The sequence below is a fragment of the Maribacter sp. 4U21 genome, from assembly GCF_002742365.1.
GTDB lineage: Bacteria > Bacteroidota > Bacteroidia > Flavobacteriales > Flavobacteriaceae > Maribacter.
The window spans coordinates 15,880-35,111 of the sequence record NZ_MDGN01000023.1 but is presented as its reverse complement, the minus strand read 5'-3'; the positions used below and the strand labels follow the sequence as shown (position 1 = coordinate 35,111).

At 39.0% G+C, this 19,232-nt stretch carries 18 protein-coding genes; 9 read left to right on the top strand and 9 right to left on the bottom strand.

Annotated features, from left to right (window positions below; all coding sequences use genetic code 11):
* Positions 1 to 53: 53 nt before the first annotated feature.
* From BFP77_RS04560 to BFP77_RS16815, 8 genes are all read left to right on the top strand, one after another.
* Complete coding sequence (locus tag BFP77_RS04560) at positions 54 to 443, top strand: hypothetical protein (RefSeq protein ID WP_099572884.1); 390 nt, start codon at positions 54 to 56, stop codon at positions 441 to 443.
* A 97-nt stretch (positions 444 to 540) separates the two neighbouring features.
* Positions 541 to 1,392: a formyltetrahydrofolate deformylase gene (gene purU, locus BFP77_RS04555; protein WP_099572883.1), complete on the top strand. Its 852-nt coding sequence runs from the start codon at positions 541 to 543 to the stop codon at positions 1,390 to 1,392.
* Positions 1,393 to 1,429: 37 nt separating this feature from the next.
* Positions 1,430 to 2,134: a DUF4197 domain-containing protein gene (locus tag BFP77_RS04550; protein ID WP_099572882.1), complete on the top strand. Its 705-nt coding sequence runs from the start codon at positions 1,430 to 1,432 to the stop codon at positions 2,132 to 2,134.
* A gap of 348 nt (positions 2,135 to 2,482) precedes the next feature.
* Complete coding sequence (locus BFP77_RS04545; RefSeq protein WP_099572881.1) at positions 2,483 to 4,003, top strand: helix-turn-helix domain-containing protein; 1,521 nt, start codon at positions 2,483 to 2,485, stop codon at positions 4,001 to 4,003.
* A gap of 603 nt (positions 4,004 to 4,606) precedes the next feature.
* Positions 4,607 to 7,846, top strand: a complete 3,240-nt coding sequence (locus tag BFP77_RS04540; protein WP_099572880.1) for a SusC/RagA family TonB-linked outer membrane protein — start codon at positions 4,607 to 4,609, stop codon at positions 7,844 to 7,846.
* A 25-nt stretch (positions 7,847 to 7,871) separates the two neighbouring features.
* The gene (locus BFP77_RS04535; protein WP_099572879.1) at positions 7,872 to 9,578 is read left to right on the top strand and encodes a SusD/RagB family nutrient-binding outer membrane lipoprotein; all 1,707 of its coding nucleotides are present in this window, start codon (positions 7,872 to 7,874) and stop codon (positions 9,576 to 9,578) included.
* Positions 9,579 to 9,602: 24 nt separating this feature from the next.
* Entirely contained in the window at positions 9,603 to 10,403 is an 801-nt protein-coding gene (locus BFP77_RS04530; RefSeq protein WP_143751844.1) for a hypothetical protein, read from the top strand.
* 147 nt (positions 10,404 to 10,550) lie between these two features.
* Entirely contained in the window at positions 10,551 to 10,745 is a 195-nt protein-coding gene (locus tag BFP77_RS16815) for a hypothetical protein (protein ID WP_143751843.1), read from the top strand.
* Positions 10,746 to 11,090: 345 nt separating this feature from the next.
* Here the strand turns inward: BFP77_RS16815 and BFP77_RS04525 are convergent, their stop codons facing one another.
* Complete coding sequence (locus BFP77_RS04525; protein ID WP_099572909.1) at positions 11,091 to 11,879, bottom strand: alpha/beta fold hydrolase; 789 nt, start codon at positions 11,877 to 11,879, stop codon at positions 11,091 to 11,093.
* Positions 11,880 to 12,102: 223 nt separating this feature from the next.
* Here BFP77_RS04525 and BFP77_RS04520 point away from each other — a divergent pair, with 223 nt between their 5' ends.
* On the top strand, positions 12,103 to 12,297 hold the full coding sequence (locus BFP77_RS04520; protein WP_099572877.1) for a hypothetical protein: 195 nt from the start codon (positions 12,103 to 12,105) through the stop codon (positions 12,295 to 12,297).
* Positions 12,298 to 12,300: 3 nt separating this feature from the next.
* Here BFP77_RS04520 and pyrF read toward each other — a convergent pair whose 3' ends face one another.
* The 8 genes from pyrF to BFP77_RS04480 all read right to left on the bottom strand — a co-directional run bounded on the left by pyrF (position 12,301) and on the right by BFP77_RS04480 (position 19,207).
* The gene (gene pyrF / locus BFP77_RS04515) at positions 12,301 to 13,122 is read right to left on the bottom strand and encodes an orotidine-5'-phosphate decarboxylase (RefSeq protein ID WP_099572876.1); all 822 of its coding nucleotides are present in this window, start codon (positions 13,120 to 13,122) and stop codon (positions 12,301 to 12,303) included.
* Between the two features lie 31 nt (positions 13,123 to 13,153).
* Positions 13,154 to 14,230 (bottom strand): peptide chain release factor 1, encoded by a 1,077-nt coding sequence (gene prfA / locus BFP77_RS04510; protein WP_099572875.1) that lies wholly within the window; start codon positions 14,228 to 14,230, stop codon positions 13,154 to 13,156.
* Positions 14,231 to 14,363: 133 nt separating this feature from the next.
* The gene (locus BFP77_RS04505) at positions 14,364 to 15,647 is read right to left on the bottom strand and encodes a DUF3570 domain-containing protein (protein ID WP_099572874.1); all 1,284 of its coding nucleotides are present in this window, start codon (positions 15,645 to 15,647) and stop codon (positions 14,364 to 14,366) included.
* Positions 15,648 to 15,861: 214 nt separating this feature from the next.
* Complete coding sequence (locus tag BFP77_RS04500) at positions 15,862 to 16,071, bottom strand: DUF4266 domain-containing protein (protein ID WP_099572873.1); 210 nt, start codon at positions 16,069 to 16,071, stop codon at positions 15,862 to 15,864.
* A gap of 9 nt (positions 16,072 to 16,080) precedes the next feature.
* Positions 16,081 to 17,076: an FAD:protein FMN transferase gene (locus BFP77_RS04495; protein ID WP_099572872.1), complete on the bottom strand. Its 996-nt coding sequence runs from the start codon at positions 17,074 to 17,076 to the stop codon at positions 16,081 to 16,083.
* Complete coding sequence (locus BFP77_RS04490) at positions 17,073 to 17,507, bottom strand: thioredoxin family protein (protein WP_099572871.1); 435 nt, start codon at positions 17,505 to 17,507, stop codon at positions 17,073 to 17,075. The genes BFP77_RS04495 and BFP77_RS04490 overlap by 4 nt, the downstream gene beginning before the upstream one ends.
* A 28-nt stretch (positions 17,508 to 17,535) precedes the next feature.
* A complete protein-coding gene (locus BFP77_RS04485; protein WP_099572870.1) occupies positions 17,536 to 17,979 on the bottom strand; it encodes a ubiquinol-cytochrome c reductase iron-sulfur subunit in 444 nt (147 codons plus the stop codon).
* 49 nt (positions 17,980 to 18,028) lie between these two features.
* Positions 18,029 to 19,207 carry an AIR synthase related protein gene (locus tag BFP77_RS04480; RefSeq protein ID WP_099572869.1) on the bottom strand — a complete coding sequence of 393 codons (1,179 nt, stop codon included), beginning with the start codon at positions 19,205 to 19,207 and terminating at the stop codon, positions 18,029 to 18,031.
* Positions 19,208 to 19,232: the final 25 nt, after the last annotated feature.

Below are 19,232 nucleotides of genomic sequence, written 5' to 3'. Positions count from 1 at the left end.
ACAAAGATAAATCTTCAAAATACCAAAGTAACTTTAAGCTAAGTTTAGTTGTAATGAGCAAGAAAAATTTAAGACATATTCCCATCTACAAAAAGGCTCTGGAACTCTGTTATGTGAGTAGAGAAATCGTTTCGTACGTTTCCTTTAACAAGGACCTATTAAAACTGTACGAATCCAATAGTCTTAGAGATAGTATTGCCAATGCCTTACTTACGGATACTATATTAATTCCCCAAAAAATCGCTAAAGCGGAGCGATCCATCTCCAATACCGAGCGTTTGGAACAAGTTTCCTACATCAACATTATGATAAGAAATATGAATTCCTATTGTCTAGGCCTTGAAAAGGATGGCGTAAAGGAATTAGAGTATATAAATCTTCTCCGTTCAGAGATTAAAAGTTTTAAACGCTATTTTAAAAGGTGGAAAACTGCAATGAATTAATAGTTTCACTTCAAGTTTAAAAGTTTTGTTATATTAAGCACTACGGCTTTAAACCTTAAAAAGAATAGTCTAATTTTACTAGCTTAATAAGACTATTTTGAAAATTTTTATTCTAATAAATTGTCCGGATCAATCCGGAATAGTTTGTTCCGTAACCGGCTTTATCCACTCCAATGGTGGAAACATTATCTATTTGGACCAACATGTAGATAAATCAGAAAATGTATTCTTCATGCGTTTGGAGAGCGATTTTGATGCTCAATCATTTAAGTTAAAAGAGTTCCGTACAAGCTTCAAGAAAGAGCTAGCGCTTACACACGATATGGATTTTAGTATTCATAGTGCTGACTCCAAACCAAAAATGGCTTTGTTCGTGTCCAAGTACAACCATTGTCTGTACGATATACTTAGTAGGTTTAATTCCGGTGAGCTCAAAGTGGATATCCCTTTCATATTAAGCAACCATCCGGACCTGGCATATATTGCAGCACAATTCAACATTCCTTTTTACCATGTGCCCTTTACAAAGGATAAACGTGATACGGCAGAACAAGAACAACTGAAATTACTGAAAGAGTATCAAATCGATTTTATAGTCTTAGCCAGATATATGCAAATTGTCAGTTCAACTTTGATCGACAGATTTCCGAATAAGATAATCAATATCCATCATTCTTTTTTACCCGCTTTTGCCGGAGCCAAACCTTACCACGCGGCTTTTGCCAGAGGAGTGAAGATAATTGGCGCCACTAGCCATTACGTAACGGAAGAATTAGATGCAGGCCCAATCATTGAGCAAGATGTAACCACCGTATCCCATACCCATTCCATTTCAGATTTTATTACCAAGGGAAGAGATCTAGAAAAAATAGTACTGTCCAGGGCACTTAAATTACATATTGAAAGGAAAACGATGGTTTACAACAATAAAACCGTAGTTTTCTCGTAAGTGAATAAACAAGTTATTAATACTTTGAAATAAAATTATGCTGAAAAAGATAGGAATAGCAACACTTCTGACATTATTTATCTCCTGTGCGGAATTACAACAAGTAGTAGATCAACTGCCCCAAGGTACAACACTGGGAAATGAAGAAATTGGCAATGGCCTTAGAGCTGCCTTGGACAAGGGTATTGCAAAACAAGTGAGTAAACTTACGCAGACGGACGGTTTTTATAAGAACGATCTGGTAAAAATTCTTTTACCGGAGGAACTTCGAAAAGTTGACAAAACCCTGCGCGATATAGGTCTGGATAATCTAGCCGATGAAGGGCTAAGAGTTTTAAACAGAGCGGCGGAAGATGCGGTATCAGAGGCCACCCCGATATTTGTTAATGCCGTTAAGGGAATTTCCTTCAATGATGCCAAAGCCATTTTATTAGGAGATGACAAAGCGGCTACCTCGTACCTTACCAATGCTACCCAGAAAGAGTTATACTACAAATTTAATCCGGTGATTAAATCCTCATTTGAAAAGGTAGGTGCCGACAAAATTTGGAGTTCTTTAATCAATAGATATAATTCGATACCGTTGACCAATAATGTGAATCCGGATTTAACGGATTACGTTACCTCTCAGGCCTTAGAAGGAGTTTATACCATGATTGCGGTGGAGGAAAAAGAAATACGCACAAAAGTATCTTCCAGAACAAGCGATCTACTTAGAAAAGTATTTGCCTTACAGGACTAATTTAATTTTTTAACATTTACAACAATATATTCGTTTATACGGCGTTAAAAAATTAAGTATCAATACATTGATAAAAGCAATTAAAACTTTAGATATTTATTTTCAATTTTTTTGAGTTAGTAATTTTTGAGTTAGTTAGTTAAAAACCGGTGGGAGCACCGGTTTTTTTTGTGGTCAATTTAAATGGTGAGACAGCAAAATGAAGTAGTCAGGTCTATCATTCTCTAAACAATTAGCTGATATACAGAGGTAAACTATTATCGGGGCTTACTTTTTTAAGGATGGAATCAGCCATCATACAAATTTTATGATTACTTTAATAGAAAGCTAATTCATCAATCAAAACCAATGAGAACTTTAAGAATCTTCATCACATTCTTGTTTCTTAGTTTCTACTGTTATCCTAGTCCACCGATAGACTTTGATGACTACACAGACTATCCTCAACAACATTTGCATGAGGCCCAGAGAAGCACAGCCGAAAAACTATTCATAGAACAAAAGTATCCAGAGGCCATTGAAACCTATAAAAAGGTCTTGACGGCTAATGGTCCAAATGATTCCAAGACGTTAAAAAAAGTAGCGCAGGGCTTTGCTGCGCTCCATCAGACTGAAGAGAGTGTTGCCTATATAGAACAATATTTATATGCTGATTTCAATACCGATGTTTTTGCAGATTCGTGGTTTGATAACATAAGGCAAAATCCTCAATTTGAAGCTGCTACGGAAAAGTACACCCCTAAATTTAGTCTTTGGTCCTTCATGTACCTGTATGTTGCGCTTATCGGTTTTTATATCGCCATCATTGTGCAGTTTAATCGCAAGGTAGACCGCCCTGCCAAGGTATTGATAGGTAGTTTCATATTCATTCATTCCTTCTTTATACTTCATATCTGTTTGAACATTACAAATTATCAGTACAAATTTCCTCATTCGTATTTAATGTCTACCTGTTTTTCCTTTCTATATGGCCCTCTATTGTATTTTTATTTTAAACGGATAACGCAGAAATATAAGTTTAAAAAATCAGACCTTTTACATCTTATCCCGACAGTATTATTTTTAATATACATATTCCCTACCTATATAATGTCCGCAGATGAGAAACTTGCCATGATGTTGGACAGAGCTAGCAAGGGACTTAATCCAGGCGACTCACCCGACGTGATTATTCTAGTTATATTAAAATTGATTTCCCTTGTAATTTATGGGTACTTCATCCGCAAACTTTATCTCGCTTCTAAGAACTCTAAGGAACATACGAATAAAGAACACCGGATATGGCAGCGTAATATATACTTCATTCATATTGCCTATGTCTTATGCTATGCAGGCTACGGCATATTGATCAGTAACCATATCATATCAGGTTTTCTTTACCATTCACAGGTCGTTTGTATGGCATTAATGGTCATGTATATAGGGTACTGTGCCAACATTCAACCTAGTGTTTTTGGAGGTTCCTTTACCTTTAACAAACTCTTTTTTAAATATGAAAAATCTGGTCTTACCCCAAGTTTATCCGTAGAGCTAAAAGATAGTTTAATCTATTTATTCGATGAGGAAAAAATTTATAAAGAAAATGATATTAACCTGGAAAAACTTGCCGAGCGCCTAAATACAACAAGACATAACGCTTCTCAGGTCATTAACGAACACTTTCAAATGAATTTTCATGAGCTAGTGAATAAATATAGAATCAGTGAAGCCAAGCAAATATTTAATGAGGATAGTCAAAGAAATTTAAATATTATAGATGTGGCCTATGAGGTAGGTTATAATAATAAGGTAACTTTTAACAAAGCATTTAAAAAGGATACGCAAACCACTCCAAGCGAATACCAAAGAATGTCCGTTGAGGCATCATAGTAAACCCTAGGGAATTTTTTATCGGATACGTAAACGTTTATAAGTCTTTCCCATAATTACATACAGAGCACGTTATTTTTGAGGTAATACATTCTAGTGTAAAGCAGCTCTGAAATTAAACTTCTATTGAAAAACTTCTTTTCTATTCCTTAGAGTTTTGTTTGAATTAGTCATCAAACCTGTTCAGGGCTGCAATTTACATTCTTCACTAAGCATTATAAAAAACAGGCTGCATAACTTTTCAAAGAGCCCCGTGTTTATTTTTTCTCATAAACCGTACAGTCAAATTCTCAATTTAATAGGATAGAGCCATACTTTCTTAGATATCGAAATATATAACGCATATGGCTCTATTTGTTACAAAAGGTAAAATGGGCGTAAACTTTCATCGGCTGCGTAAACGTTTATAAGTGTTTCCCCATTTCCATTCAAGAGCATGTTTCTTTGACGTGAATGACTAATGTAAAACAGCTCTTAAACCGTTACTATCTTAAAAACCATCTATTACTTTTTCAAAAAGTATAACCTCTCTACAGATACCATAACCACTAGAGCTCCATTTTACATTCAACATTTATAACTAACTCATTTAAATTTTAAAGTATGAAAAAAAAATGTATTTGGTTGTTTATGCTTTTCCTGACCGGGATGACTTGGGCGTATGCACAACAAAAAACTGTAACAGGTAACGTAACGGATGAAGGAGGTGTTCCTTTACCCGGTGTAAACATTTTAATCAAAGGTACCACGACGGGTATCCAGACCGATTTTGACGGTAATTACGCAATTCAGGTATCAGTAGGTGAAGTCCTCGTCTATTCCTATATAGGGCAGGCTACCGAAGAGCGAACCGTAGGTCAAGAAAACATCATTAATGTAACCATGGCCGAAGATGCCCAGGCGCTACAAGAAGTTGTGGTAACGGCACAGGGCATCGTAAGAGAAAAGCGATCCCTTGGATATGCGGTAACGACAGTAGAGGCCGAAGCCGTTGAAGCAAGACCTGAAGCTGATATAGGAAGAGTTTTAAGCGGCAAAGTGGCAGGTGTAAATATTACAGCCAACAACGGGCTATCTGGATCAGGAACAAATATAATTATCAGGGGTTTTTCTTCGGCTACGCAGTCTAACCAACCCTTATTCATAGTAGATGGAATTCCGTTCGATTCCGGCACCAATACACAATCCAATTTCTTAGATGGCAATACAGAATCTAGCCGTTTCTTGGATATTGACCCCAATGCAATTGAGTCCGTTAGTGTTCTAAAAGGACTAAGTGCTACCGTATTATATGGTAACAGAGGCCGAAACGGTGTTATTTTAATTACGACCAAAGGCTCTGTAACAGGTGATGCGCCAAGCAAGACCGAGGTATCCTTGACCCAATCTGTCTTTCTTTCCAACGCGGTATTACCCGATTATCAAGATAACTATGGTGGTGGTTTTCACCAAGGTTTTGGTTTTTTCTTTAGTAACTGGGGTCCTCGATTTGACCGTACGGACGATGATGGTATAGCTAACGCAGCACAATATGTAGGTGATTCCCCAAACGGAACAGCTATTTTAAGGCATCCTTTTAACTTTATTGCGGATCCTACGTTAATAGCAGGCTTTGAAGATTTGCTAGATGATCCATACCCTTACAAACCATATAACGGTGTAGAAGAATTTTTTAGGACTGGATATGTTTACAGTACCTCTGTGAATATAAGAGGTGGTTCTGAAAAAGTAAGTTTTAACGCTAATTACGGTCGTACAGAGGATATCGGATTTACACCAGGAAATAATTTGATCAGAAATAATTTCAGCATCGGTGGTAATGCCAGGCTATCTAACAAACTTACCGCATCGGGTGTTTTTAACTTTGTGAGAACAGGTTTTAAATCTCCTCCAAATGCGGTTAGTACAGGCAGTGGTGCAGCCTTTAATGGTGGTGCAATTTTCGGTGATATCCTTTACACACCCAGAAGTGTAGATTTAACCAACCTTCCTTTTCAGGCGGCAGATGGTAGAAGTGTTTATTACAGATCAGGTAATGATATTCAAAATCCGTATTGGACCGTTGCCAATTCCAAAACCTCTCAGAATACAGAACGTTTTATTGGTAATATGTCTTTGAGCTACGAGTTTAATGATTGGATGAACCTTACCTATAGACTAGGATTGGATAGCTATACCGAACTTAATAGCTACTCTCAGAATAAAGGTGGTGTAGACGGACCCGTTCTTGGTATTTTAAGAACGTCGGTCGCGAGAAATAGTATTTTTAATCACGATTTAATATTAAGTTCGGATAAGGACTTGAGCGAAAATCTGAATCTTAAGGCTACACTGGGCTTAAACAGTAGAAGGGATACCTTCTCAAGAGATGGTCTTGAAAGTACGGGACAATTGGTTTTTGGAGTACTGGAGCATTTTAATTTTACCGTGCCTTCTGCCATAAATTCATTTTCAGGAATTCCCATTAATAGGGATTTTGAAGAGAATCTAGTCGGTGTCTATTTAGATGCAACCTTATCCTATAAAGACTACATCTATCTAAACGCCGTGGCGCGTAATGATTGGTCTTCAACCTTGGAGACAGAGAACAACTCTATACTATATCCCGGAGCCAGCGTTTCCTTTATACCCACTGCAGCCTTTGACGGTATGCAAGGAAATGTTCTTAATTATTTGAAATTAAGATTTGGATACGGGTCTTCCGCTGGTTTCCCTACACCGTTCAATACGAGAGATGTACTTACTTTAGGTGCAAGAAACTTTATTGACAGTAATGGCAACGTAATTTCTGGAAATACGGTCTCTAATACGCTTGGTAATAGAGATTTGAAAGCTGAGCGTATAGGAGAGTTAGAATTAGGTATGGATTTCCGACTTTTCAATAGATTGAACCTAAACCTGAGTATCTATGAAAAAACTACAAAAGACCTCATTACACAACAAACCTTGGATAGCTCAACAGGTTTCACGAATACCTTTGTAAATATTGGGGAAATACGTTCTCAGGGAGTGGAGATAGATTATGATTTAGACATCATTAAGAATCAGGGTAACGGTTTAAAGTTCAATTTAGCGGGTAATTTCACGACCAATGAGACCATTGTAACAGATTTAGCTGAAGGAACCAACAACATACTCTTAACTTTTGCAGTAGCAGGGGAAGCTGCTAACTACGCAGTAGAGGGCAGACCCTTTGGCGTATTTCTAGGCTCAACCTTTCTACGTGATGATAACGGAAACAGAATAGTTGGCGGTAACGGACGCTATTTGGTGGATAATACCATTTCAGAAATCGGTGACCCCAATCCAGATTGGACCACAGCACTAATTCCTTCAATATCGTATAAGGGCTTAACGTTCTCCGCAAATTTATCCTACAGACACGGTGGAGATATTTACTCGCTAACAGCAGCTTCCTTAATTGGTCGTGGAACCGTAGATGCTGATAATCCTATTGATCGTGAAGCAAACTACATCTTACCGGGCGTATTCGCTGATGGCACACCTAACAATGTGGCGATTTCATCAACTGAGGTAGGTTTCAACTCCTTTTTTGGAGGTGATATCAATGAATTAAGTGTTTTTGATGGTACTACTATTAGACTACAAGAAGCTTCTTTAGGTTATGCCATTCCAAAAAAACTATTGGAGAAAACACCTTTTGGAGCACTATCGTTTACACTATCTGGACAAAACCTCTGGTTCAAGGCAGTTAATTTTCCTGACAATATTAATTATGACACGAACGCTTCAAGTGCCGGTGTAGGTAATGGGCAAGGAATAGATTATATCACAGGACCATCGGCACGCAGATATGGTTTTACCGTAAGGGCAAGTTTCTAATCGTCAAGAAATAAAACAAAAAATTATGAAAGAAATATTAAATATAAGAAAATGGGCTTCCGTGCTCCTGGTCACCCTACTATTTAGCAGTTGTGAAACCACGGAACTAAGAGTAGTAGAGAGCCCTAACGACCTAAGTCCTAATCAAGCAAGTGTGGACTTTTTCCTAAACCAGATTCAACAAATGACAGCCCAGATACATTCTGGTGAAGAGGGCAGAAATGAAAATGGTCTCAGTCAATTTGGAATGGAACCCGTAAGGATACAGCATGGTTTTGGCCCTACTTATAGGGATATGTACAATCCTTCGGATTTTGACAGACTGTGGGACAATGTGTATGCAAGGGCATTAATAGATATCCGCACCATGAATCCATTAGCGGAGGAGGCGGAGCAGTTTACACATTTGGCTATAGGTCAAGTATTAGAAGCCTACATAATGATGTCCATGGTAGATTTCTTTGGAGATGTACCCTATTCAGAAGCATTGGTAGGTAGCGAAGGAATTCTTAATCCTAATGTAGATTCGGGTGCATCTATCTACGCTGCGGCAGATGCGTTATTACTAGCTGCGCTGGATAATTTTAACAAGGACGAATTGGTCTTACCCTCTAACGACCTTTTTTACGGTGGTGATGAAGACAAGTGGATTCGTCTTACCAATACCATGCGCTTAAAGTTATATCTGCAGACTCGTTTGGTAAACGAATCGGAGTCCATAGCAGTTATAAATAGTCTAATAGCGCAGGGTGAACTTCTGTTAGATGCTTCTGATGATTTCTTTTTCCAATGGGGAACATCAAATGCCGCTCCGGACAACAGGCATCCATATTTCGATGCTAATTATGATGGTGCGGGGCCTAGCGCTGATTTTTATACCTGTAATTATTATATGGATCTTATGGCGAACCAATACGGTGAACCGGATCCAAGAATCAGATACTATTTTTATCGTCAACAAAGTGATTTTTCAGGAGCGGATGTAGTCACAAAAGAATGTGTTACACAGATATCAACACCATCTTGGTGGGCCGCTAACCAACCTTACTGTACCGTACCCAACATCAATGGTCTAAACGGCTATTGGGGTAGAAATCATTTAGATGATGACGGTATTCCGCCAGATGATGCATTCCGAACCTTACACGGAGTTTATCCTGTAGGAGGGCCTTTCGACGATGATTCCTTTAGAAACGTATCCGGTTCGGGAGCTGTTACAGAAGGGCTCGCAGGTGCAGGTATCTCACCACTGATGATGTCTTCCTACACCAACTTTATGTTGGCCGAAGCAGCACTGGAGTTAGGCACAACAGGTGATGCCAGAATATATTTAGAAAACGGAATAAGAGCTTCGATTAATACGGTGGTTTCTTTTGGTTCTTCATTGGCATCGAGTTCTACATTTGTACCCTCAAGCGGCGCAATTGACGCCCATATTGCCGAGATATTGGCCTCCTATGACGGCGGAAACGATACCGATAAGTTAAGAATAATTGCAGAGCAGTATTTCATAGCGCTATGGGGCAATGGTATTGAAGCATATAATACCTATAGAAGAACGGGACAGCCAGATAATGTAACTCCAGGTTTCGTACTGCAGGATTCGGGAACATTTTTGAGGTCCATGTGGTACCCACAAACGGCCACGGACAGTAATAACAATTTTACACAGAAGGCTGCGCCAGACACTCCTGTTTTCTGGGATACCAATCCTGAGGGGTTTGTTGAGTAGTATAATTAAATAAAGAAAATTAAGATGAAAATAACAATAAGATCAATTCTAGGATTTTTAGTGATGGCAATACTGTTTGCATCATGCGAAGACGAAGATAAGAACCCCCTTAACCTATTGGAATTAAATAATTCAAAATCTCCTTTTGTACGCATCATAGTAGATGAACCTATAGTTGCTGCAGGTGAAATCGCATCAAGCTCGCTTGTAGCCAAGGTAGATGCGCTGGAGGACAATGTAGCTTCTTGGCAATTGGCGGTTAGTAGAGAATCTGGAGGAGTTGCTAGTGATACCATTGTATTGACTACACTTACCGATTTTCCAAGTCAAATATCCATTCCCTACACGGAAATCGCAGATGCCTTAGGCATCAGCACCGATGAAATTTCGGGTGGTGATTTCATTCGCTTTTTGGGTACGGCGACAGGTACGGACGGCACGGTAGTAACATTCGATAATTTTAGCCCAAATGTTACGGGACAGCCAGAGCAACGACAGGCGTTCAACTTTATAGTACTGGTGAAATGCTCCCCGATTACGGATGCAACTTTAACAGGAACATGGGTCATTGATATGACCGACCTTTTCGGAGACGGATGGGACGGAGCGTTCGTAACCTTTGAAATAGACGGAGTAACCACAGACTATACCTTCACCGCAGGATCCGCCGCCAATTTTGAGGTTGATGTTCCCGCAGGTACTTCTAACTTGGTTATATCCTATACAAGTGGTGCTTTTGAAGAGGAACATATTTATACGATAGAAACACCAGATGGTGATGTAAGAGGACCTTTTGGACCCAATCCGGCACCTTGTATTAATTAATAGATTTAGATACACTTTTCGCTGTATCAATCTTTAATTTAAGTAATTAGAGTCATCCATATCATGAAACAAATGATAAGATGGCTCTATTTTCGTTGGGGCCAATACCAAAACAAAATTGTTATATGCTCCGCCAAAATCCAGTAAATGACATCAGGGCAGGCCTACGACGCATTATACGGAAGGCCAACATTTACTTTATGGCAAGTGTTGGAGCTTTTTAATCCTAATAATGGATTGAAAATACGCCGATTCAAGAACCTTAAACAAACCACTAGCAGAAACTTAGCCGATAAGGAGCTCTATATCCGTTGCCATTTACAATTAAGAAGAAAACTGTAGGAACCGAAGGATTTTTGTATGACATGCCTATTATGAAAAGCTATCGAAGACTATAGTTTGAAGCATGACCTAAGTAAACAGCGTAAAAAATAGGTAAAAATTCATCGGTAAAGGGAAATGTTTATAGGAATTACCCGTTATAATTGGGTTAGTGTGTTTCTTTACAGTGTAATCTAAATCAAGAGTAATTAAAAAGCAGCTCTGAGTCTACCTTAAAAAAAATAACTTCTATCTTATTTTTTAGAGTGGTTATTTGAATTAGCTATCAATATCCTCTCAGGGCTGCATTATTACGCTTATTCTATTGATACTTGTTTTCAGTAAGAAATATCAAGTCAATAATTACTATCTATTTTCCATCCCGACCAGATAACCAATAACCATTCTATTAAACAATTTCGGCTGTTCTACGTTGACGACATGGCCACAATCTTCAATGATGAACAAAAGAGAATTCTCATGGGCATTAGCTATTTTTCGTATCGATGGTAAAAAAAGATAGTCTTCTCCACCCATTACGTAAAGCGTAGGAATTTTAATGTCTGCAGACCTAAAGAAACGAAGTAATGGATTTATTTCGGAGGTAAGCTTAAACCATCTAATAAATTCTTTTTGATATAACTTCTTAGCTTCCCTTACGAACAATGACCTCGACTCCTTATGGTTTTTATTCGGCATTATAACAAATGCAAAAAATTTATATAACCACAAATAAGGGATGATGGATTTGAACACTACTCCAAGTTTCATAAGAATTTGAGAACGGAGATTAAGCTTCATAATGGCACCACCCATAATCATGGTCTCTACTCTATGTGGGTGTTTCTCGGCCAGATTCCTTATCAATATCGTTCCAAGGGATATTCCTATGAAATGGGATCGCTCTATGTTCTCAAAATCGATGACCTCCACAATATCGTCGGTAATGGCGTCAAAAGTGTATTCACTATTAAAAGTGTCCTTTAAGTTTGGTTTTGAATTACCGTGCCCTCTTAAATCCAACAGGAGCACGTTAAAATGCTTTTTAAACTCCCGTAACTGTTTAAACCATATTGATGAGCTACCACCCGCTCCATGAACGAAGGTAACCCAGCTATGGGCATTCTCATTGGTATATTTGGTATAGTTTAGCAATGCTTTCTTTTGCCCAAAATAAGGGCTAACCCACAATGTATTGAATCTTTTCTAATTGTAGTACTATTACGAAGAAAATTAGTTGTCCTTTTCGCTATTTTTAAAGAATTCCTACGGCTTTTGTTAAAAAAAAGACAAATTACCTGATTATTAGTTGTATAGCTATTACCCAAACATCTAAAACCTCTTTTGCAACGTATCTTTGTTAGAACAAATCTTTATTATGGAAAAGCAATATTGTAAAGTAGGGTCGGTAACACCGATAGCAGCAAAGGCAGATGCCATTACTATGTTAGAGTATCAATATCGAAACTTCTTGGATAAGGCCTCTAACATGAAGTATTCCGACACAAAATTGGGAGAATTTTTTGAACAGAAGGCAAAAAAAATTCAAAAAGCCTTAGATAGCTTGGTTTAGAGACTATTCAATTTTTGAAAGTTCTTCACTCATTTGGGTTTGAAGCTCTCTGGCCTTGTTTTGAGCTGCGCTGGCAAAATCCCTGTCTTTTGAGGCATAAATAATACCTCTAGAGGAGTTTACCAACAATCTTACGGAAGGTGTCATTCCATACGTACATACCTCTTTAAGGCTACCACCTTGGGCACCTACACCTGGAACCAACAAAAAACTATCGGGAATTATTTTCCTTATTTCCGCCAAATATTCCGCTTTAGTGGCTCCTACCACATACATTAAATTTTCTGAGCCTTCATACTGTCTTGATGTTTCAAGAACTTCTTTATAAAGTTCCACCCCATTGATTTTTTTGGTTTGATAATCGTACGCACCCACATTTGAGGTTAATGCGAGTAGGATCGTATGTTTATCTTCAAAAGCCAAAAAAGGTTCAACGGAGTCCTTGCCCATGTAGGGAGCAATGGTGATGGAATCAAAATTCAAATCTTCAAAAAAAGCTTTAGCATATCTCGTTGAGGTGTTTCCGATATCGCCCCGTTTTGCATCAGCAATGGTAAAAATTTCCGGATATTCTGCATTGAGGTAGGTAATCGTTTTCTCTAGTGCGATCCAACCCTTTATTCCGTATGCCTCATAAAAAGCAATGTTAGGCTTGTAGGCTACACAAAGGTGGTGTGTGGCATCAATAATGGCCTTGTTAAACGAAAAAATGGGGTCTTCCTCCTGTAAAAGATGTTCTGGTATTTTATCTAAATCTGTATCCAGACCAATACATAAAAAGGACTTTTTCTTATGAATTTGGTCAATGAGTGCTTTGGTAGTCATATTACAATTATGGGATGGGATGCATAAGTTATTAAAAAATCTCCGATGCTTCTTTTAACTTTTCTGTATTTTCTACAAGACTAAGTTCGTCAATGATTTTTTGGATGTCACCATCAATAATATTGGAAAGATCGTACAAGGTTAAACCTATTCTATGATCGGTAACCCTACCCTGCGGATAATTATAAGTTCTAATTTTTGCGGAACGGTCACCACTACTAACCTGAGAGCTTCTTTTGGCGGCGTCTTCCTCTTGTTTCTTGGCCAATTCCAGATCATAGAGTCTTGAGCGCAAAACCCTAAAAGCCTTATCCTTGTTTTTATGTTGCGATTTTTGATCTTGGCATTGGGCCACCAGACCTGTTGGGATGTGGGTCAAACGTACCGCGGAATAAGTTGTATTCACGGATTGTCCACCTGGTCCTGAAGAACAGAAAAAATCTATTCTAACGTCTTTGGGGTCTATTTGCACATCAAAATCTTCCGCCTCTGGCAATACCATTACGGTTGCAGCACTGGTATGCACTCTTCCTTGGGTTTCGGTTTGCGGAACTCGCTGCACCCTGTGGACGCCGGCTTCAAACTTTAAGGTGCCATAAACATCGGTGCCCGTAACTTCAAACTGAATTTCCTTGTATCCACCGTTAGTACCTTCACTTAAATCTATGACATTGGTTTTCCATCCTTTGCTCTCGCAGTACTTTGTATACATTCTAAAAAGGTCTCCCGCAAAAATACTGGCCTCGTCCCCACCCGTTCCCGCTCTGATTTCTACAACGACATCTTTAGCATCCTCCGGGTCTTTGGGAATGAGCATAAATTTAATCTCATCTTCCAGAATCGGTAATCTTGATTTTGCTTCTTCCAACTGCATTTTTGCCATTTCCAACATTTCGGCATCACTCCCGTCAGAAATTATCTCCTCCGCTTCCTCAACATTACCTGTCAACTCCAAATATTCATCTCGCTTGGCAACAAGTGCTTTAAGATCACTATACTCCTTCGTCAATTGCACATAACGCTTCTGGTCCGTTATGATATCCGGCTGAATGATTAGGTCGGACACCTCATCAAAACGTTGTTTTACAATGTTTAATTTGTCTATCATTGGCTTACTTCACTTGTGTGCGAATTTACAATAATTTTGTAGAAGCTTTAGGCTTGCTCAATCGTATTGTTAAAAAATCGATTTCAAAAAATCTTACTGAAAACGTCTCACTATTGCATTGAAAGGGGAAGCATTAATCAGTTACAAAAGTAGTCCCTAGAGTAAAAATAAAAGCGTCTAGACCGTCACTCCTATCATATTTGTTAAATCGAAAATCAATTGTTTTTAGCCCGAACATAAATACTTTGGCCGTGGTAAAAATATCTTTATACCTAGCTCCTATCCCAAACTGATTGGCGTTATAACTGGACAAATCATAATCGGAAGTATAAAAATTTAAGCTAGAGAGTGCCTCTTCCTTGGGGTAAAAATAATCGGCAGCTGTCTGCACATAATACCTGTAGGAGGGATAGAGCGTAAAAGAATCACTTAGTTTAATAGGAATCTCTAGATTGGCCGTATGTGAGGTAATACCCCAATCATCTGTATAGAAACGGTAATAGGAGCGTAATACGAACCGGTCTCCTACAAAATAATTTAAACGTGCGCCGATAGGGATTTTAAAACGACTATCCGGTAGTCTTTCTACATCATCCGCCAACTGAAAATCTTCAATGAAAAAATCTGCGACGTCACCAAAATACACTCTCTGAAAAGGGGCGCTCAGCAAACCTTGTTGCCGAACCAAATCTAAGAATACAGAACCCTGTAATCGCTTACCAAGAATCTGGGAAAAGAACAAGGAAAGGGCATAAGAGTTCCGGTTTTCGTTTTCAAAAACGGTAAAATTAGAGCTGTACGTGCCAGGTCCGGAAATTCTAGCATCTGCAAAGCCATTTCTTAGCTCTATAGGATATTGTGGATTCCATTGATCCAAAAATACATTTGCACTGAGCCCTATTTCCGTATTCTTTTCATTGAACAAACGTGTGTATCCCGCACCGAAACCAACGGAGAAATAATCGTATTCCGATGAGATGTAAGCATTTGCACTTATAATGGAATTTCGGTCTTCTGAACTGTGTTGGTAGGATGGGTTAAAATACGCTAGCACATCTTGTCTTGAAGCTCCGGAAGAAGCACTGAAGGGACTGGTATTATTGTTTGGATGGCCGTCTAAGGGGTTCACGTTGCTCGATGAAGCCGAGGTGTAGGCAGATATCCCTGCATCTACTGTTAGTACATCATCCGGATTGACGGGAATTTTTACAACAATAGTGGAAGTTGCATCGGTCAGCTGTTCGGTACCCTCTCCTCCGGTCACCGCAGCATTTTCACCGTCCTGACCGTAATAGCTAAAAAGCAGGTTAATCTCTGTGGCCTCCAAAACTCTTTTGGTATAGGTAGTGTTGTCCTGTCCAAAAATTGAAAAAGCACATAGAAAAAAAATCAGCGGAACAGTTTTTAAATTTCCCAAGGTACTTGATTAGGTTTCAGTAAAATTTTATTTAAAATTAAATAAGCCACTCCGCTTTTTCATACAGCTCCACTGCGCTCAGGGTAAATTCAACCAGCAAAGTTCTAAAAAGAACTTTAGGTTATAGTTTCAGTACTCCCCGAAACGCCGACCCTTCGACTACGCTCAGGGTAAATTCAACCAGCAAAGTTCTAAAAAGAACTTTGGGTTTCATTTAATTACAACCGCAGCCACCTCCTGTTTTGCCGCCGTTGGCGCCTGCAGAGGCTTCCCTGTATATTTGAAAATTGGTTTCAAATCGTTCTGCGTTTCTAGCGGATAATTGCATTTCCTCATCGTTCAAATACGCTTTATCATACTCCTTTACCGCAACGCAGGAAGTGCAAAACACCAAGAACATTAATAAAAAAAACAATCTGTTCATAGTTTGAAGTTAAGGATTATTGTCGAAAAGGATTCCACCACTCTTATGAATTTTGTTTGCGCTATCCACAATAATCACCTCTGTACCTCCCAATTGGTTCACAAGGGAAAGACCAGCATTTTTACCCATTATAAAAATTGCTGTAGCCAAGGCATCACAAAGTTCGGCACTTTTGGCAAAAACGGAAACACTATTGATCCCCGCTGATGGGTATCCCGTTCTCGGATCTATAATGTGGGTATATTTTTTACCATTGATCGTTACGAACTTCTCGTAATTTCCAGAAGTGGCTACAGAAGACTCCAATATGGGCAGCCACGAGAAAATTTTGTCCTTACTTAACGGATTGGCTATCCCGATTAACCACTTCTCTCCACTAGTCTTAGTTCCCCATGTCGTTAAATCCCCGGACGCATTAATGATACCGGCAGGCACTTGTTTAGAGACCAGGAGTTCTTTTGCCTTATCTGCAGCATATCCCTTACCGATTGCCCCAAACGATATTTTCATTCCCTTATACTTCAAAAAAACAGTGTTGTCCACACTGTTAAGAATAATATTCTTGTGGCCCACTTTGGAAACCGATTCCCTAATCTCTTGGTTCGTTGGCATTGTCGTCATAGAACCATCAAACTTCCAAATCTTATCCATCGAGGAATATGAAATATCAAAAGCACCATCCGTTATTTCCGATATCTGTTTGGACCGCTCTATCAACTTAAAAAGCTCTAAACTTACTTTTACCGGTTTTATCCCAGCATTTCTGTTTATCAGAGTAGTTTCAGAAGACGCATCCCATGAAGAAATCATTTTTTCTATTCTTCTTATTTCCCCTATCGCCTCTTGAATATTTATGTAACCCAAGTCTTCGTCAACGGAAACTACCGTAATATCAAAACGGCTACCCATAAGTTTCAATGACTTTTTAACCGTGACATAGTCCTTACTTTGACTGAACACGGTTATAGCGAAAAATAGAACTACTATGGATAAAACAGTTTTCACTTTTGAAAGGAATTTAAAAGTGAAATGTATTCTTCGGCTTCTTGATTTTCGTAGGCAAAGCTTCCTAAAACGGTTTCATCCTTATCCAATAAAAGGACCAAGGGAAAATAACCCTTGGAATTAAATCTCTGCGCTAGCTGCTTGTTTATTTCTTCTTTCTGAAGTGGTAATCGGTTCTTTTTTTTCCTAGGAAAATCGGCCTTGAACAAAATTAAATTCTCGTCTGCATACTCCTTAAACTCCTCAGATTGAAACAATAATCTATCTAATTTTATGCATGGGGCGCACCAGTCAGACCCAGCAAAAACAAGAAGAATTGGTTTGTTCGTATTCTTGGACCTAGAAATTGAATGCTCGTAACTTTCCTCCCAATCTTGCGATAACGCACAAAGTGGAATTACAAAAAGGTAGATGAGGAGCTTTAGTTTCAAAATTCAATAATTTGGGACGTCGTGTATATTATTCAAAAACGCGGAGTATACTTCCGTTCAGTTCCGTGTTATAAATCTTTAATGGCTTTGCAACACTATTGGGAATGGTATTTAAAGGTGCTCCTGTTTGGTCAAATCTAGATCCATGGACATCGCAAAAGAAAATACCTCCGTTCTGATTTACAAATCTTACTTGATCATAATTTTGATGACTGCAAACTTGGGTAGCAGCAACGAACTCCCCCTCTAAATTCTTAACCACTACGACCAAATTTTTGAGAATAAAGCCTCCGTTATTTTCCAAGTTGGCAGCCTCGGCAGAGTTTAAGTCTACCGTAAAATCGATGCCTGTTGGTGGATCTACCAGGTTTCCATCTATACCATCATCTTTACCACAACCGCCCAAACAGGGAAATGTAATGGCGAAGGCCGCACCGGCGCCTAAACTCTTTAAAAATTGCTTTCTTTCCATAACTACATATTTATAATAAACAACGTAGTATTACTTCTTATCGTATGCCTTAATATATAAAGGTACCGTACGGGCTGGCAATAGTGAGTTTTTTTGTTGAGGAAGCCTCGACCCTACCAATTATCTTGGCATCTACATTAAACTCTTTTGATATTGCAATCAAATCCTGTGCCATCTCCGGATTTACATAAATTTCTAAGCGGTGACCACAGTTAAAAACCTGATACATTTCCTTCCAATCCGTTCCTGATTGCTCTTGAATGAGCCTGAACAACGGCGGAACCTCGAAAAGGTTATCCTTGATGATATGAAGATTATCGATAAAGTGAAGAATCTTTGTTTGAGCACCACCGCTACAATGAACCATTCCGTGAATATCGTCACTGGTATATCGTGAAAGTATTTGCTTTACGATGGGCGCATAAGTTCTCGTAGGAGAAAGCACGAGCTTCCCTGCGTCCAGGGGAGCATCAGCTACGCTATCCGTTAGTTTGGTTGCGCCGGAATAGACCAAATCAGAGGGAACCTCGGCATCATAACTCTCAGGAAATTTGTCCGCCAAGTATTTTGCGAAAACATCATGTCGTGCGGAAGTAAGTCCGTTACTTCCCATACCTCCATTATATTCTTTTTCGTACGTGGATTGCCCGTAGGAAGCTAACCCAACGATTACATCTCCCGCTTTAATATTGGCGTTATCAATGACTTTGTCCCTTCTTAATCTAGCGGTTACCGTAGAGTCCACTATAATTGTCCTGACCAAATCCCCAACATCGGCGGTTTCACCTCCTGTAGAGCGTATGGAGATACCGTGGGACGATAAGTCTTTAATGAGTTCTTCCGTGCCGTTGATAATTGCGGATAATACTTCTCCCGGAATTTTATTTTTGTTTCTTCCTATTGTTGAGGATAGCATGATATTGTCCGTTGCCCCCACACAGATTAAATCATCAATGTTCATGATAAGAGCATCTTGTGCGATTCCTTTCCAAACGGATAGATCTCCCGTCTCTTTCCAGTACATATAGGCCAGTGAGGATTTGGTGCCGGCGCCGTCCGCGTGCATAACAAGGCAGTAACCCTCATCTCCCGTTAAATAATCAGGAACTATTTTACAAAAGGCTTTAGGAAACAGGCCTTTGTCTATGTTCTTTATGGCATTGTGTACATCTTCCTTAGAGGCGGAAACGCCCCTTTGACTGTATCTTTCGCTCGTGGATGAGGACATATAATTTCTTTACGACAAAAATAGG